This is a genomic window from Halofilum ochraceum, assembly GCF_001614315.2.
Lineage (GTDB): Bacteria > Pseudomonadota > Gammaproteobacteria > XJ16 > Halofilaceae > Halofilum > Halofilum ochraceum.
This window is the reverse complement of record NZ_LVEG02000007.1, coordinates 1-15,186: the sequence shown is the minus strand read 5'-3', so window position 1 is coordinate 15,186 and position 15,186 is coordinate 1. Positions and strand designations below refer to the sequence as shown.

At 65.7% G+C, this 15,186-nt stretch carries 16 protein-coding genes; 10 read left to right on the top strand and 6 right to left on the bottom strand.

From position 1 onward, the window contains the following. Nucleotides 1–19: 19 nt before the first annotated feature. The 5 genes from A0W70_RS08730 to A0W70_RS08710 form a co-directional block, all read right to left on the bottom strand. Entirely contained in the window at nucleotides 20–1,120 is a 1,101-nt protein-coding gene (locus A0W70_RS08730) for a branched-chain amino acid aminotransferase (RefSeq protein ID WP_083330886.1), read from the bottom strand. Between the two features lie 138 nt (nucleotides 1,121–1,258). Then, nucleotides 1,259–1,987: an LrgB family protein gene (locus A0W70_RS08725; protein WP_070988962.1), complete on the bottom strand. Its 729-nt coding sequence runs from the start codon at nucleotides 1,985–1,987 to the stop codon at nucleotides 1,259–1,261. Then, entirely contained in the window at nucleotides 1,984–2,337 is a 354-nt protein-coding gene (locus tag A0W70_RS08720; RefSeq protein ID WP_070988961.1) for a CidA/LrgA family protein, read from the bottom strand. Before A0W70_RS08720 ends, A0W70_RS08725 begins: the two co-directional genes overlap by 4 nt. Before the next feature lie 122 nt (nucleotides 2,338–2,459). Then, complete coding sequence (locus A0W70_RS08715; protein ID WP_070988960.1) at nucleotides 2,460–2,948, bottom strand: phosphatidylglycerophosphatase A family protein; 489 nt, start codon at nucleotides 2,946–2,948, stop codon at nucleotides 2,460–2,462. 25 nt (nucleotides 2,949–2,973) lie between these two features. Next, nucleotides 2,974–3,927 (bottom strand): pyridoxal-phosphate dependent enzyme, encoded by a 954-nt coding sequence (locus A0W70_RS08710; protein ID WP_281182040.1) that lies wholly within the window; start codon nucleotides 3,925–3,927, stop codon nucleotides 2,974–2,976. A 395-nt stretch (nucleotides 3,928–4,322) separates the two neighbouring features. On the opposite strand from A0W70_RS08710, the gene A0W70_RS08705 reads away from it, so the two are divergent. The 4 genes from A0W70_RS08705 (at nucleotide 4,323) to A0W70_RS08690 (ending at nucleotide 7,437) form a co-directional block, all read left to right on the top strand. Then, nucleotides 4,323–5,099: a transporter substrate-binding domain-containing protein gene (locus A0W70_RS08705; protein WP_083330885.1), complete on the top strand. Its 777-nt coding sequence runs from the start codon at nucleotides 4,323–4,325 to the stop codon at nucleotides 5,097–5,099. A gap of 107 nt (nucleotides 5,100–5,206) precedes the next feature. Next, the gene (locus tag A0W70_RS08700; RefSeq protein ID WP_083330884.1) at nucleotides 5,207–5,875 is read left to right on the top strand and encodes an amino acid ABC transporter permease; all 669 of its coding nucleotides are present in this window, start codon (nucleotides 5,207–5,209) and stop codon (nucleotides 5,873–5,875) included. Between the two features lie 15 nt (nucleotides 5,876–5,890). Further along, complete coding sequence (locus A0W70_RS08695; RefSeq protein WP_425402597.1) at nucleotides 5,891–6,652, top strand: amino acid ABC transporter ATP-binding protein; 762 nt, start codon at nucleotides 5,891–5,893, stop codon at nucleotides 6,650–6,652. Nucleotides 6,653–6,678: 26 nt separating this feature from the next. Then, entirely contained in the window at nucleotides 6,679–7,437 is a 759-nt protein-coding gene (locus A0W70_RS08690) for a DUF1223 domain-containing protein (protein ID WP_070988958.1), read from the top strand. A 37-nt stretch (nucleotides 7,438–7,474) separates the two neighbouring features. Here A0W70_RS08690 and A0W70_RS08685 read toward each other — a convergent pair whose 3' ends face one another. After that, on the bottom strand, nucleotides 7,475–9,022 hold the full coding sequence (locus A0W70_RS08685) for a L,D-transpeptidase family protein (protein ID WP_070988957.1): 1,548 nt from the start codon (nucleotides 9,020–9,022) through the stop codon (nucleotides 7,475–7,477). Between the two features lie 183 nt (nucleotides 9,023–9,205). On the opposite strand from A0W70_RS08685, the gene A0W70_RS08680 reads away from it, so the two are divergent. From A0W70_RS08680 to argE, 6 genes are all read left to right on the top strand, one after another. Next, nucleotides 9,206–10,459: a M20/M25/M40 family metallo-hydrolase gene (locus A0W70_RS08680; protein WP_070988956.1), complete on the top strand. Its 1,254-nt coding sequence runs from the start codon at nucleotides 9,206–9,208 to the stop codon at nucleotides 10,457–10,459. Nucleotides 10,460–10,610: 151 nt separating this feature from the next. Continuing rightward, nucleotides 10,611–11,198, top strand: coding sequence for a hypothetical protein (locus A0W70_RS08675; RefSeq protein WP_070988955.1), 588 nt, complete (start codon nucleotides 10,611–10,613; stop codon nucleotides 11,196–11,198). A 249-nt stretch (nucleotides 11,199–11,447) separates the two neighbouring features. Beyond that, nucleotides 11,448–12,752, top strand: a complete 1,305-nt coding sequence (locus A0W70_RS08670) for a flavin-containing monooxygenase (RefSeq protein ID WP_070988954.1) — start codon at nucleotides 11,448–11,450, stop codon at nucleotides 12,750–12,752. A 54-nt stretch (nucleotides 12,753–12,806) separates the two neighbouring features. Then, nucleotides 12,807–13,232 (top strand): RidA family protein, encoded by a 426-nt coding sequence (locus tag A0W70_RS08665; RefSeq protein ID WP_070988953.1) that lies wholly within the window; start codon nucleotides 12,807–12,809, stop codon nucleotides 13,230–13,232. Further along, nucleotides 13,229–13,903, top strand: coding sequence for a DUF1028 domain-containing protein (locus A0W70_RS08660; protein ID WP_070988952.1), 675 nt, complete (start codon nucleotides 13,229–13,231; stop codon nucleotides 13,901–13,903). Before A0W70_RS08665 ends, A0W70_RS08660 begins: the two co-directional genes overlap by 4 nt. A gap of 19 nt (nucleotides 13,904–13,922) precedes the next feature. After that, nucleotides 13,923–15,134, top strand: a complete 1,212-nt coding sequence (gene argE, locus A0W70_RS08655; RefSeq protein WP_070988951.1) for an acetylornithine deacetylase — start codon at nucleotides 13,923–13,925, stop codon at nucleotides 15,132–15,134. The last annotated feature ends 52 nt before the right edge of the window (nucleotides 15,135–15,186 follow it).

The window sequence follows — 15,186 nt, the reverse complement described above, 5'->3', positions numbered from 1 at the left end:
GGAATCCGGGGATCGGCGATCAGGCCAGGCGCGTCAGCCATCCCCTGTGATCGGCACTGCGACCATACTGCAGATCCAGCAGGCGGGTCCGCAGGGTGAGACCGGCCTCGCCACCGTTTTCCGGGCTGCACACGATCCGTTCGTTGTCGCTGCACAGGACGCCGACCGGCGTGATCACCGCGGCCGTGCCGCAGGCGAACACCTCGGTGAGTTCGCCGGAAGCGGCGGTTTCACGCCATTCCTCGATGCTGATCGGCCGCTCTTCGGTCTCGTAACCGGCATCACGCGCGAGTTGCAGGACGGAATCGCGCGTCACGCCTTCCAGGATGGTACCGGTCAGCGCGGGTGTCACGATGCGCCCATCACGGAACACGAAGAACAGGTTCATCCCGCCGAGTTCCTCCACCCAGCGGTGCTCGACGGCATCGAGGAACGCGACCTGGTCACAGTCGTGCGCCACCGCCTCCTTCTGGGCGGCCAGCGACGCCGCATAGTTGCCACCGCACTTGGCGGCACCGGTGCCGCCCGGCGCGGCCCGCGTATACGCGGAGGACAGCCAGATGGAAACCGGCTGCACCCCGCCCCGGAAATACGCCGCGGCCGGTGAGGCGATCACGAAATAGTCGACCTCGGTCGATGGCCGCACACCGAGGAACGGTTCGCTGGCGATCATGAAGGGCCGCAGGTACAGACTCGATTCGTCGGCAGCACTCCTCGGCGTCGGCACCCAGTCGACATCCCGGCTGACCAGCGCCTTGAGCGAGTTGACGAACGTTTCGGTGTCGAGTTCCGGCAGCGCCAGCCGCCGCGCCGAGTTGCGGAAGCGCTCCGCGTTCTTCTCAGGGCGGAAGGCCCAGACAGAGCCATCGGCATGGCGATAGGCCTTGATGCCCTCGAAGATTTCCTGGGCGTAGTGCAGCACGGCGGTCGCCGGATCGAGCTGGAGCGGTGCATAGGGACGCACGACGCGATCGTGCCAGCCCCCGTCCTGCGTCCAGCGGACGTGGGCCATGTGGTCCGTGAAGTAACGCCCGAAGCCCGGGTCGGCGAGGATCCCCGCGCGCGCATCGTCGCTCGCTGGCCGGGTGTTGGGTTCAAGCTCGAAGCCGAAATCGGACACCGGTATCGCGCTCCCGTCGTCAGTGGTGGTCCCGCCAGGGTGGTATCGCTGCACGCTCGTTCAGCCTGCCCCGCGTGCAGCGCGCAGCGTACCGCACTCGCGCCACGCACAATACTGTCGCGTGCCGGTTCGGCAGCCTCACAAGGCCACGATCAGCGCGTCGACGAGAGGTACCAGCAGCGCCGTGAGCAGCGCGTTGAGTCCCATCCCGAGGCCGGCGAACGCCCCCGCCTCCTCGCTGTGCTGGAAAGCGCGCGCCGTACCGATCCCGTGCGCGCTGACGCCCAGTGCGAACCCCTTGGCCGTCGCGTCCTCGGGACCGTAGCCGAGCAGGTGCAGGAGCGGCATCGCCAGCACCGCGCCGGTGATCCCGGTCAGGATGACGAGCACGGCGGTGAGCGAAGGCAGACCACCGATTTTCTCCGAGATGCCCATTGCAACCGGGGTCGTGACGGATTTCGGCATCAACGAACGCAGCACGTCCGCCTCGAGCCCCAGCAACCAGCCGATACCCAACGCGCTCACCACCGCCGTCACCGACCCCGCGATCAGGGCGACCCCCAGCGGCAGACCCATTTTCCGCAGCCGGTGGGCCTGCCCGTACAGCGGGACGGCCAACGCCACGGTCGCCGGCCCGAGCAGAAAGTGCACGAACTGGGCCCCCTCGAAATAGGTGCCGTACTCCGTGTCGGTCGCGATGAGTATGCCGACCAGTACCACCACGGCAATCAACACGGGGTTCAGCAGGGCCAGTTCGTTACATTGCAGATAAAGACGGTGTGCCGCCCAGTACACCAGCACGGTCACGGTGAGCCAGACCAGCGGCCGCTCGGCGAGGTACACCCAGATCTCGAACAGTTCGCTCATGATCCACCCCGCCGCTGGAGCCGCCGCAAGGCGGACAGGGTGACGGCCGTGACGGCGACGGCCATGAGGGTACTGGCGATCAGCACCACGAGCAGGATCGGCCAGATGCCTTCCAGCCGTCCCGTGTGGGCGATAATGCCCACGCCCGCCGGCACGAACAGGAGGGCGAGATGAGCGAGCAGACCGTTCGCGACCGTCGCGACCTCCTCCGGTACGGCACGGCGTATCGCCAGCGCCACGAACAGCATGAGCATACCCGCAACCGGCCCGGGCACGGGCAGCCCGAGCATGCGCACCGCCACCTCGCCGGCCAGCTGGAACCCGAGCAACAGGGCAATCGTGCCGATCATGTCGTCACCTCCCGTCCGGGCCGGATCCCCGATTGTCTCCGGGGCACCAACCAATTCGATCCGGGCATTGTCCGCTCCCGGGCAACGCGCTGGTCAGGATGCGCCATTCCCGGTATCGATCGCTACTCGCCCGGTCGTCCGGCGCACTTCCACCGTTTCCAGGCGCGCCAGCCGATCGCGCCGAGGGCCAATGACCACAGATTCGAGACCGCATCGTCGAGCATGATGCCGAGCCCCCCGTGCAGCCGCTGGGCCGCCCGGGCGGGCGGTGGTTTGAGACCATCGAGGATGCGGCTCGTGAGGAACACGCCCACGAAAAGACCGGGATGATGATTCACGGGCAACACCGCGGTGGCAATCGGGAACGTCAGCAGTTCATCGGCGACAATGCGGGTATCGTCCCCGCCGAGCGTCCGACCACCGTACTCGCACACGGGTACGGCAAGGACCACGAGCGCCAGCGTCGCCGCCAACCGGGCCCGCCGCCGCATCAACCCCAGCCCGACCGCCAGAACGGCTCCAGCGATTGCAGCGGCGGTCCCGGGCAGTCCCGGCACATGGCCAAGGCCCATGCCCGTCGCCAGGAACATCGTGAGGCTGTCGACGCTCATCGCCAGTCCCCCCGGCCCATGTCGCTCAGCTCCAGGGCAGGTCGTCCAGATCCACGTTGCCGCCGGTGAGGATCACGCCGACACGCTGATCCCGGAACAATTCAGGGCGCGCGAGAATCACCGCGATCGCGACGGCACTCGACGGTTCGATCACGATCTTCATGCGCTCCCAGACGAGACGCATCGCATCGACGATCTCTTCTTCACTCGCCAGCAGCACATCGGTGACACGTTCGCGGACGATCTCCCAGGTCATATCTCCAAGCGACGCGCGCAGTCCGTCCGCGATGGTATCGGGTGCGTCTGCCGTGACGAGCTGCCCACCCTGCAGGGAGCGGTACGCATCGTCGGCGTTCGCGGGCTCCGCGGCATAGATACGGGTCCCTGGCGCCAGGGCCGCGAGCGTGAGCGCCGTGCCGCTGATCAGTCCCCCGCCACCGATTGGCGCCACGACCGCATCGAACGGCCCCGCATCCTCGTGCAGTTCCAGCGCGCAGGTCGCCTGTCCCGCGATTACCCGGGCATCGTTGTACGGATGGATGACGTCCGCTCCCGTTCTCTCGATCACTTCGGCCAGCGTGCGTTGCCGCGCCGCCATGGTGGGCTCGCAGGTGACGATCTCGCCGCCATACGTCTCCACGGCGCGGGATTTCGCGCGGCTGGCACCGCGCGGCATCACCACCGTCGCCCGGATGCCCCGGCAGCCGGCGGCGCGGCTCAAGGCGAGGCCGTGATTCCCTGACGAATGGGTCGCGACGCCGCGCGATGCCTGGGCGTCGTCCAGGCTGTAGACGGCGTTGGTCGCGCCCCGCACCTTGAACGCACCGGCCTTCTGCAGGTTCTCGCACTTGAACGACAGCCGCGCGCCACTCATGCGATCAAGCGTGACGCTGGTCAGCACGGGCGTGCGGTGGATCCATGGCCGGATCCGTTCCCGGGCGAGCGATATGTCATCAAAATCGGGGATACGGATAATCACCTCCCGGGAAACGGCGACGATATCCGCTCATACCCGACGATCCGTGCCATCGCGCCATAAGCGCAGGTATCGTACAACGCCGATGCCATATCCATCCGCGCCCGATCGATCGGATTGTCCGGAATAAAAGACGGTCCGTCGAACCCGAAATCATCTCCGGTCGACGATCTCCGGCTACCACGTATCACCGGGTACACGGCGCTCACGCTCGACTGCGCCGGTCACCACGTACAACTGCAAACCACTGATCCTGCATTCTTTTTAATCGCTATCGGCAGAAACCCTCATGCCCGGGGGTGGACAAGCGAGTTGACGCGCGCCCCATATAGCGCGATGGTTGCGTGGCATCGGAATGGTCGACCCATTTCGCACAGCGATCAACCAAGGAGATCGGTATGAACATCAAAGCTTTGCGCGGATTGTCCCTGCTCGGCTGCATGGTCGCCGCCCTGACCGCCTCGGGTGTCGCCTGGGGCCAGGATAAGACCACCCTGGATGCAGTCACTGATCCGAGCTTTGTGCCTTTCGAGTTGCGCGACCGCGAGACCGGCGAGATGGTCGGCTTCGACATGGACATCCTCGCCGAGGTGGCCAAACGCGCCGGGTTCGACTACGAGCTGGAGACGATGGACTTCCAGGGCATCATCCCCGCTCTGCAGACCGGCAACAAACAGATCGCCATCGCCGGCATCACGATCACCGAAGAGCGTGAAGAGGTGGTCGATTTCTCGGACCCATACTACGACTCCGGTCTGCGCCTGCTGGTCATGGCCGATGATGACTCCATCAAGACGGTAGAGGATCTTGCCGGCAAGAGTGTCGGCACCAAGACCGGCAGCACCAGCCACGACTACCTGCGCAATGAGCTGAGCGATGATGTCGGCGTTGAGCCGTATCCGGGCAGTTCCGACATGTATCAGGCCCTGCTCGGTGGCGCGGTCGATGCGGTGTTCTACGACGCCCCCAATGTCGGCTACTTCGCCCAGACCAAGGGCAAGGAACAGGTCAAGACCGTCGGCCCGCTCTACGAGGGCCAGCAGTACGGACTCGCGCTCGTCGAGGGCAGCGAGTGGGTGGATGACGTCAACGAGGCCCTGGCATCGATGAAGGAAGACGGCACCTACGACGAGATCTACAAGAAGTGGTTCGGCTCCCTGCCGGACGACAGCTGATGGCATGACGCGGCCCGTCACGCGCGTGACGGGCCGCGGATCTCTCTCATCCGGCCGCCGATCAGGCGGCCGTAATTACCACGCACCCCAACGAAACGGGAGACGACGTGGAATTCCAGTTCGACTGGCAGGCGGCGTTCAATGCGCTGCCATACCTCATCCAGGGCTTGCCGTGGACGGTCGCCATCGCCGGCGGCGGCCTGTTCATCGGCTTCTTCATCGGCATCCTGTTCGGGCTGCTGAGCATCGCGCCGTCACGGCTGGTGCGGGCCCCGGCCATCGCCTACATCGAGATCTTTCGCGGCACGCCGGTCCTGGTGCAGGTGCTGTTCATCTTCTATGGCATGCCCCAGCTCCTCGGCGGTCCCATCGACAAGATCACCGCCAGCATCGTGGCGATCGCACTCAACGCCGGCGCCTACATTTCCGAGATCGTTCGTGGCGGTGTCCAGTCCATCGAACGCGGCCAGAAGGAGGCCGGCCTCTCGATCGGCCTCTCGCGCACCCAGACCTTCTACTACATCATCTGGCCCCAGGCCCTCCGGCGCATGGTCCCGCCGCTGGGCAACCAGGCCATCATCAGTCTCAAGGACACTTCGCTGTTCTCCGTGATCGGCGTGGGCGAGCTGGTGCGTGAGGGCCAGATCTACATCGCCGATACCTTCTCGGCGCTGGAGACCTATTTCATGGTGGCGATGCTCTATCTGGTCATCACCCTGAGCCTTTCGTTACTTCTGCGATTATACGAGCGCCGCGGCGCCGCCGGCCGAGCCTGAATCGGGAGCCCCGAAGTGAGCGAGCGAACCGACGAACCCATCGTCCGCATGGAAAACGTGAACAAACACTTCGGCAGCCTCCATGTGCTGCAGGACGTTGAACTCTCCGTCGATCCCGGTGAGGTCATCGTGGTCATCGGCGCCAGTGGATCCGGCAAGTCGACGCTCATCCGCTGCGTCAATGGCCTGGAACCATTCCAGGCAGGCGCCATCGAAGTGGATGGATACCGACTGCTTCCGAACGGCGGAGGCGGCAGTGCCCTGCAGGCCATCCGCACCGAGGTCGGCATGGTCTTCCAGCAGTTCAATCTGTTCCCGCACCGCAAGGTGCTGGACAACATTACGCTGGCCCCGATGAAGGTCCGCGGCTGGTCGCGCGAACAGGCGACCGAGAATGCGCGCCGCCTGCTGGACCGTGTTGGCATCGGCGATCAGGCCGACAAGTATCCGAGTCAGCTCTCCGGTGGCCAGCAGCAGCGGGTGGCTATCGCGCGATCACTGGCGATGGAACCCAAAGTGATGCTCTTCGACGAGCCTACCTCGGCGCTGGATCCGGAGATGATCGGCGAGGTACTGGACGTGATGCGGGAACTCGCCCGCGAGGGCATGACCATGATGATCGTCACCCATGAAATGGGCTTCGCCCGCGAGGTGGCGCACCGCGCGATCTATATCCACGACGGCCAGATCGTCGAACAGGGCCCCCCGGAGAACGTCTTCGACAACCCGCAACACAAACGGACCCAGGCGTTCCTGTCCCGGGTGCTCCGGCACTGATCACCCGGTCCGACAGAGGCAGGCGTATGCGACATCATCTTGCGTTGCTGCTCCTGCTGCCACTGGCGACGCTGTCGGCCACCGATACCTCCAGAAAGGCGAGCCCAGTCGTCGTGGAACTCTTCACGTCTCAGGGCTGTTCGAGCTGTCCGCCTGCCGATGAACTACTCGGACGACTCGCGGATCGCGAGTCCGTCATTGCGCTCTCGCTGCACGTCGATTACTGGGATCGACTCGGGTGGAAGGATCCTTTTGCCAAAGCACGCTTCAGCGACCGCCAGCGCGCCTACGCCGAAGGGCTTGAAGACGACAACCCATACACCACCGGCGTCTATACGCCGCAGATCGTCGTCGACGGCCGCTACGCCGTCGTCGGTCACGTTGCCGAGCGGGTGGAGGCCGCGATCGAGCGAGCCCGAACCGGGCCGGCAAGCCTGCACCCGCGCATCACGGGCGAATCACCGGAGTACGTGCACCTGCCGTCGATGCGGCAGTCGCCACCCGAGCAACCGGCGACGGTCTGGCTGATGGCTTATGACGATCGCCACACCACGATCGTCGACAACGGCGAAAATGCGGGACGGGAACTGATCAACCACCACGTCGTACGCAGCATGCGGCGTATCGGTACATGGCACGGTGAAGAGATCCGTATCGCGCTCGACGCGGCGGAGTCTGAACTGAACGAGCGGGACGGTGTTGTTGTCCTGGTTCAGAACGGGCACGCCGGCCGCATTGTCGGTGCGGCGGAGCGCGAATTGGCCGCCGGGCGATCCGCGCACTGATGTCGCGATCGGTGGCCGCGGCGCGCCCGCCGGGCACTCACGTCCCGGTACCGGCATCCAGGCGATCAGCAGACGGATCCGCAGGAAGATCATCCCGTCCATAGATGTCGGGCCGAAACTGCACGCGACCGCTCTCATCGACCCAGGCGGTGAAATAGACCAGCTGCACCGGGATCCGCCAGCCGAGTCGAAGCGTCCGGGTCTCACCGTCGCCCGCCATATCCTCGAGCCGGTCGGCATCCACCCCGGTCAGTCGCGCCGCGAGCTCCATCGGTTCCTCGACGCGGACGCAGCCGGCACTGAATGCGCGCCGACGCGATTCGAACAGGTGTCTGGAAGGCGTATCGTGGAGGTAGATCGCCTGTCGATTGGGCATCTCGAACTTGATCCGACCCAGCGCGTTGGTCGGGCCCGGCGCCTGGCGCACCGGCACCATCGGCGCCCCGCTCCAGTCGAACGCATCGAGCGGACGATCACTGTTCGCGGCGTGGAAGCCGTGGCGTTCCGCGTAGCCATTGTCTCTCGCGAAGCGTGGCGCCAGGTCGTCGCGCAGCACCGTCCGCGGCACATACCAGGCGGGATTGAGTGTCAGGGCGGTGATCCGGGCCTTCATCTGCGGGGTCTGATGCTCGGGGCGACCCACGATGGCGCGCGTGCTGAAAGTGACCCGGCCTTTTTCGTGCAGCGTCACCCGGAAGTCCGGAATATTGACGCGGACGACGGGGGCGTCGTCGTCGATCGCGCGCGCCTCGATCCGGCGCAGATTGATCTCCATCAGTGCCACCCGCTGGCGAGCGGGTACGTCAAGGGCCTTCCGGGTCGCCTCTCCGACCACGCCATCCGGTGCCAGACCGTGGCGTTGCTGGAAGCCGATGACCGCCTCCACCAGCCGGCCGGCATACCGATTCCCATCGCCGCCGCGCCCCCCGGTTTCGAGATCGCCCGTTGCCGCAAGGCGTTCGCGCAGGGAGGGAACTCTGGGGTCGCTGTCGCCGGGGTTAAGCGGCGTTCCCGGCCCCACTTCCGGCCAGCCACCCTGGTCGGCGATCCGGCGATAGCGTTCCAGCGCGGCCGCCATGCGGGCACCGGCATCCGCGCCCGGCGACTGATCCGCTCCGGTGCCGCTCTCCGCGAGCCGCTGGAGATGGCGCTGCCGGCGTTCCCGTTCGCCGGGCAGCAGCGGCGCAAGCCGGTCCTCCAGATCCCCTTGACCGCCGGCGCGACGGACATGGAGTTCCAGCCAGGCATCGGTAAGCATGACATCGAGCGCACCGCGCGAGTACGGGCCGTCGGGCTCAGTGAGCGCCCGCGCCAGACAATCGGTCATGACCCCTTCTTCAGCCGTCCGCAGCAGGCGCACGAGCTGGTAGCCGGAAGGCGTCCGACCGTCACGCGTGAGCCAGACGGGTGCCTGGTCGCGTCGCTCATACAGTCGATAAATGGCGGACGAACGCGCGTCGTTCCCGTCGCGACACGGATCCCCCCAGCCGCGCCGCTCATCGTCAGCAGCAGCGGCGCCGGACAGACCCGGTACGATGGTTGCAAACGCCAGGACAAGCGCAGCCGCGTTCCGGCGGGCATTCATGGATATCAGGATAGTCCCCTTTGCACGAGACTCGGCCGACGGCCGATTCAGGTTGAGGATAACCGAGCAACAGGCCGCTTTCATTGACCCATCCCGAAGTACGCCCCGGCCCTACATGCCATACGGGTGCGGATCGTGTCAGACTGTGGGATTACCCGACCGCAACTGGAGTCAGACCACCCCATGAGTGCAACCGATCAGCCCTGGAACCAGCCCATGCCGGACGAACAGTTCGGATTCATGCGCGACATCCTGGCGGCCCCGAGCCCGGTCGGGATCGAGGGCGCCATGACGTATGGCGTGCTCAAGCCCTGGCTGGAGCGCCACGTGCCGTCCGACTGGCACGTCCACCAGTTCCGGGGCCACGCGGGCATCGTGATGGATACGCATCCGGGGCGGGACGACCTGTTCAAGGTCATGCTCATCGGCCACGCCGACAAGATCCGCATGCAGGTCCGCTCGATCGGCGACGACGGCAAGATCTGGATCAACAGCGACTCGTTCCTGCCGACCACGCTCATCGGCCACGAGGTCAAGCTGTTCAGCGAGGATCCGTCCAACCCGGGCAACTATCGCGTCATCGAGGGCGGCACGGTGGAGGCGCTGGGCGCCATCCATTTCGCGGACAACGCCGTGCGCACGGGCGACAAGGGCGTCAAGAAGGAACAGCTCTACCTCGAGCTGCAGATCCACGGCGAGAACAAGAAGCAGCAGGTCGAGAATCTCGGTGTGCGCCCGGGCGACAGCATCATCCTGAACCGTCCGATCCGGCGCGGATTCAGTCCGGACACGTTCTACGGTGCCTACCTGGATAATGGCCTCGGGTGCTTCACCACCGCCGAAGTGGCACGCCTGATCGCCGAGCGCGGCGGGACCGAACAGATCCGGATCCTGTTCGCCATCGCGAGCTATGAGGAGATCGGCCGCATGGGCAGCCGCGTGTTCGCGGGCGAACTCGAGCCCGATGTGCTCATCGGCGTGGATGTGAACCACGACTACACCGCCGCGCCCGGCGTGGGCGACCGCCGCCTGCCCCCACTGGAGATGGGCAAGGGCTTCACCATGTGCGTCGGCTCCATCGCCAGCGAGCAGCTCAACCGCATCATCGAGACCACGGCCCATGAGCAGGGCATCCCCATGCAGCGTGACGTGGCCGGGGTGGACACTGGCACCGACGGCATGGCCGGCGTGCTCGCCAGTGTCGACTGCGCCGCCACCTCCATCGGCTTCCCGATCCGGAACATGCACACCATCTCCGAAACCGGGAACACACGCGATGTCCTGGCCGCCGCGCACGTGCTTGCGGGCACGATCCAGGCGCTGGACGCCCTGCCCGATCCGCACCAGGCATTCCGGGACAATCACCCGCGCCTGGATCAGGCGACTCCGCTGACACACCAGGGTTCCGCCAAACCCGATGCGGACACCAAGGGGTAACGCATGAGTGCATGCCGGGACCGCTTACCGTGCCCGGGACCTCCCCGGCACGGTACACCGTCCCGGCACCCGATCGCGCGCTTGCCCGGGTGAGGTTTCGGAGGGCAGATGCCACTCCCGTATCCGGTTCGACACACGAACTGAACGTATCGTGATCCCATTCTGGTTCAGCTTGGCCTGGACCGCCGTGACGCTCGGGATCCTCGTGATCTATTGGGTCCGATACGGTCCGGCCAACTATCTGTGGTTCTCCGATATTGCACTGATCGGCACCATCCCGGCCCTCTGGCTGGAGAGTGGCCTGCTGGCCAGCACGATGCTCGTCGGTATCCTGCTGCCGGAACTCCTGTGGAACGTCAGCCTCGTCAGCCGCCTGCTGATCGGTGTGCGGATTACCGGCATCGTCGATTACATGTTCGAGCCGGAGCGCCCGCTCCACCTGAAGCTCATCTCGCTGTTCCACATCCCGATGCCCCTGATCCTGCTATGGCTCGTGTGGACACTGGGCTACGATCCGCGCGCGCTGCCCGTCATGACGGTAATCAACTGGGTGGTACTGCCGCTGACCTGGATGCTCACCAACCCATATAAAAACATCAACTGGGTGCATGGACCCGGTGGCGAGGGGGTATGCCAGACCGCGATGCACCCGTTGGCCTATCTTGCCCTGTTGATGGTCGCCCTGCCGGTTGGCGTGTATCTCCCGACCCACTGGCTGCTGTTGAACTTCTTCGGCTGAGTGCAAGCCTGACGTCCGTACCAGTCGTCGCCACGCTTGTTCCGCGCACAGTGCGGGCACCCACTGGATCGATTGGAACGGATCAGGAGCCTGCGACCGTGCCCGTCGGGTTTCCTGCGTCAACCCAACCTGCGACGCCCGCGGTGTTTGAATCGTTTTTATTGATCCAAGTGACCATATAAATATATTTTAATTAATCAGATCAATTCCGTAATGTGGGTAATAACAAGACCACACGGAGACAAACCGATGCCCCCGACGGCGCGTTCAAGCAGTGAAATCGATACGCTGGTAGTCGGCGGTGGTCAGGCCGGCATCGCGATGAGTGAACATCTGAGCGGCCTCGGCGTACCCCACCTGGTGCTGGAGCGCGATCGCATCGCCGAGCGCTGGCGCACGGCGCGATGGGATTCCCTGGTCGCCAATGGGCCCGCCTGGCACGATCGATTTCCCGGTCTGGAATTCGACGGGATCGACCCCGACGCGTTTCCGGGCAAAGAACGCGTCGCGGATTACTTCGAGGCCTATGCGGAGAAGTTCCATGCCCCGATCCGAGCCGGCGTGGAAGTCAAAAAGGTGGAGCGCAACGCCGACCGCCCGGGCTTCACGATCGAGACATCCGAGGGCATTCTCGAGGCCCATCGGGTGGTCGCGGCGACCGGACCTTTCCAGAACCCGGTCATCCCGCCGATCGCGCCTGCGGACAAAGACATTACGCAGATCCACTCCGCCGAATACCGCAATGCCGGACAATTGCCCGAGGGGGCGGTTCTGGTGGTCGGCGCCGGGTCGTCCGGGGCACAGATCGCGGATGACCTGCAGCGCGCCGGCCGGAAGGTGTATCTCTCGGTTGGCCCCCACCACCGCCCGCCACGCGCCTATCGCAACCGCGACTTCACCTGGTGGCTCGGCGTGCTCGGCGAGTGGGAAGCCGAGGCCATGAAGCCCGGCACGGAACACGTCACCATCGCCGTGAGCGGGGCGCATGGCGGCCGGACCGTCGACTTCCGCACGCTGGCCCATGGTGGCATGACGCTCGTCGGCCGCACGAAGGCATTCCATGACGGCATGGCTACCTTCGAGCCGGATCTGGCGGACAACATCGCCGCCGGCGACGCGAATTATCTCTCGCTGCTGGATGCGGCCGACGACTACGCCGCCCGCAACGGCCTCGACCTGCCGGAGGAGCCGGAAGCCCGCAGGATTCCGCCGGATCCGGAATGCGTCACGCGGCCCGTTGAGGAACTCGACCTGGCGGCGGCCGGCGTCCGTTCGATCATCTGGGCCACCGGGTTCGAGGTCGACTTCGGTTGGCTGAACGGCAATGGTCTGGACAACGACGGTAAGCCCCACCACCGGCGCGGTATCGCAAACGACCCGGGCATCTATTTCCTGGGCCTGCCATGGTTATCGAACCGCAGTTCCAGCTTCATCTGGGGCGTGTGGCATGACGCGAAACATATCGCCGACCACATCGGCAAACAACGCAAGTACCTCGTCCATGATCGTGACCGCAAACGCCGGAACATGGGCGAATCGAGGCGCCCGGCCTGACGACAGGCACGGTGACCGATCAGCGCGAAACGCCAGCATGATGAGAGCCCATTGATGCCTACGCATACCCGAATCCGCATGTTCAATACGAAGGAAACGTACCCGAACCAGTCCCTGGACAACGATCTCTGTCAGGCGGTGCGCGCCGGCAACACCGTCTACGTCCGCGGCCAGGTCGGGACCGACTTCGAGGGCAACCTCGTGGGTCTTGGCGATCCGCGCGCCCAGGCCGAACAGGCGATGAAGAACGTCAAACAGCTGCTCGCGGAAGCCGGTTCCGAGCTCAGTCACATCGTCAAAACGACGACCTACATCACCGATCCACGTTTTCGCGAGCCCGTGTACCAGGAAGTGGGCCAGTGGCTGCGGGGCGTGTATCCGATCTCCACCGGGCTGGTGGTGGCGGGACTGGCACAGCCGGAGTGGCTCATGGAGATCGATGTGATCGCGGTGATCCCCGACGAGGAGGCAAGCCCATGACTTTTTCCGTAGCCGGCTTCTGCCGGGAGACCGGCCAGTTCGGCACCGCGATCAGCTCGTCGAGCATCTGCGTGGCCAGCCGCTGCCCCTTCATCGCCCCTGGCAAGGGGGCAGTGCTGACCCAGAACGTGACCAACCCCGAACTCGGCCAAATGGGTGTGCGGCTCCTCGAGCAGGGCCTGGACGCCGAGCGCGTGCTGACAACGCTCCGCGAGCATGAGGCATACCCGGAATGGCGCCAGCTCATCGTGCTCGACGGCGACGGCCGCAGCGCCATGCACAGCGGCGCCGAGACGCTGGGCGTGCATGCGACCCGCCAGGGCCGGGACTGCGTCGCGGGGGGCAATATGCTCGCCGAAACCGGCGTGATCGATGCCATGATCGCGGCCTTCGAGTCCCATGACGGCGAACTCGCCGAGCGGCTGCTGGCGGCCATGGACGCCGGCCTGGCCGCCGGCGGCGAGATGGGACCGGTCTACTCCGCGGGGCTCAAGGTAACCGACCAGGCGAGCTGGCCGGTCGTGGACCTGCGTGTCGACTGGCACATCGCGCCGCTCACTGAACTGCGCATGATATGGGACCACTATCGGCCGCAGCGCGATACTTATGTGCTCCGCGCCGTGCGCCCGGACGAGTCGCCGTCCTACGGCGTACCGGGGGATGAGCGCTGACTGGAAATCGGGAGTTCCCATGTCCGAAGAGACCGCCGTCGATCTGCTTGCCGAACTGCTGGCGTTCGACACCACCAGCGATCGCTCGAACCTGGAGCTGATCGCCTTCGTCGAGGACTGGCTGGCCCGGCACGGCGTAGCGTCGCGACGCGTTCCCGATGCCACCGGCGAAAAGGCGAACCTCTACGCCACGATCGGTCCATCAGACCGCCCCGGCGTGATGCTCTCGGGCCACACCGACACCGTGCCGGTCACCGGCCAGAACTGGCGCGTCGAGCCCTTCCGGCTGACCGCGGATGGCGACCGGCTGTACGGACGCGGCTCAGCCGACATGAAGGGCTTTCTCGCCGCGGTGCTGGCCGCCGTGCCAAAGCTGGCAGAAGCCGATCTTGCAGTCCCCGTGCACATCGCCTTCTCCCACGACGAGGAAGTCGGCTGCGTGGGTGTGCGCACCCTGCTCGCCGATCTCGCCGAGCAGCCGGTCCGTCCGGCCGCCTGTCTGATCGGCGAACCGACCTCCATGCGGGTGGCCACGGCCCATAAGGGCAAACTTGGCGCGCGCTTGCATATCCGCGGCCGGGCCTGCCACTCCGGCATGGCCCCCGAGGGCGTCAACGCCATCCACGCCGCTGCGCGGCTGATCAGCAAGGTGGAGGACATGGCCGCGACCAGGGCCGCCCGCGGCCCGTTCGACGAGCGCTTCGCCATTCCCCACACCACGCTGCAGGTGGGCACCGTCCAGGGCGGCACGGTGCTCAACATCGTTCCGCAGGATTGCCGGCTCGATTTCGAGATCCGGAACGTGCCGGAGGAGGATCCCGAGGACCTGCTCGACGAACTGATGAAGGTTGCCGCCTCGCTCGAAACGGAGATGCGGGCGGCACACGCCGAGGCCGGCATCCGCCTGGAGCGGCTCAACGACTACCCGGGCCTGTCGATGGCCGACGATCACGCGCTGGTCGACTACGTACTGGCGCTGCTCGACGACCGCAATCTGGAGCGTATCGGCTACGGCACCGAGGGCGGCCTCTTCCAGCGCGAACTGGGTATTCCCGCGCTGGTCTGCGGTCCCGGAAGCATGGCCCAAGGGCACCAGCCCGACGAGTTCGTGACGCGCGACCAGCTGGCCCGCTGCGGCGCCTTCCTGGACCGGCTGATCGACGCCCTCTCCGGGCCGGAAGCGCAACAACGGTTGGCCGAGGCCGGCCTCTCCGCCTCCGACTTCGCGTAATCCGGCCACCCGAAATGGACCTCTACGAGGGACCGCTCTACGAACAGTCCGG

Coding starts and splice junctions, on each gene's coding strand:
- A0W70_RS08665 (WP_070988953.1), top strand. CDS start 12,807: ATGCCTACGCATACCCGAATCCGCATGTTCAATACGAAGGAAACGTAC.
- A0W70_RS08720 (WP_070988961.1), bottom strand. CDS start 2,337: ATGATCGGCACGATTGCCCTGTTGCTCGGGTTCCAGCTGGCCGGCGAG.
- A0W70_RS08690 (WP_070988958.1), top strand. CDS start 6,679: ATGCGACATCATCTTGCGTTGCTGCTCCTGCTGCCACTGGCGACGCTG.
- A0W70_RS08680 (WP_070988956.1), top strand. CDS start 9,206: ATGAGTGCAACCGATCAGCCCTGGAACCAGCCCATGCCGGACGAACAG.
- A0W70_RS08685 (WP_070988957.1), bottom strand. CDS start 9,022: ATGAATGCCCGCCGGAACGCGGCTGCGCTTGTCCTGGCGTTTGCAACC.
- A0W70_RS08715 (WP_070988960.1), bottom strand. CDS start 2,948: ATGAGCGTCGACAGCCTCACGATGTTCCTGGCGACGGGCATGGGCCTT.
- A0W70_RS08725 (WP_070988962.1), bottom strand. CDS start 1,987: ATGAGCGAACTGTTCGAGATCTGGGTGTACCTCGCCGAGCGGCCGCTG.
- argE (WP_070988951.1), top strand. CDS start 13,923: ATGTCCGAAGAGACCGCCGTCGATCTGCTTGCCGAACTGCTGGCGTTC.
- A0W70_RS08705 (WP_083330885.1), top strand. CDS start 4,323: ATGAACATCAAAGCTTTGCGCGGATTGTCCCTGCTCGGCTGCATGGTC.
- A0W70_RS08670 (WP_070988954.1), top strand. CDS start 11,448: ATGCCCCCGACGGCGCGTTCAAGCAGTGAAATCGATACGCTGGTAGTC.
- A0W70_RS08660 (WP_070988952.1), top strand. CDS start 13,229: ATGACTTTTTCCGTAGCCGGCTTCTGCCGGGAGACCGGCCAGTTCGGC.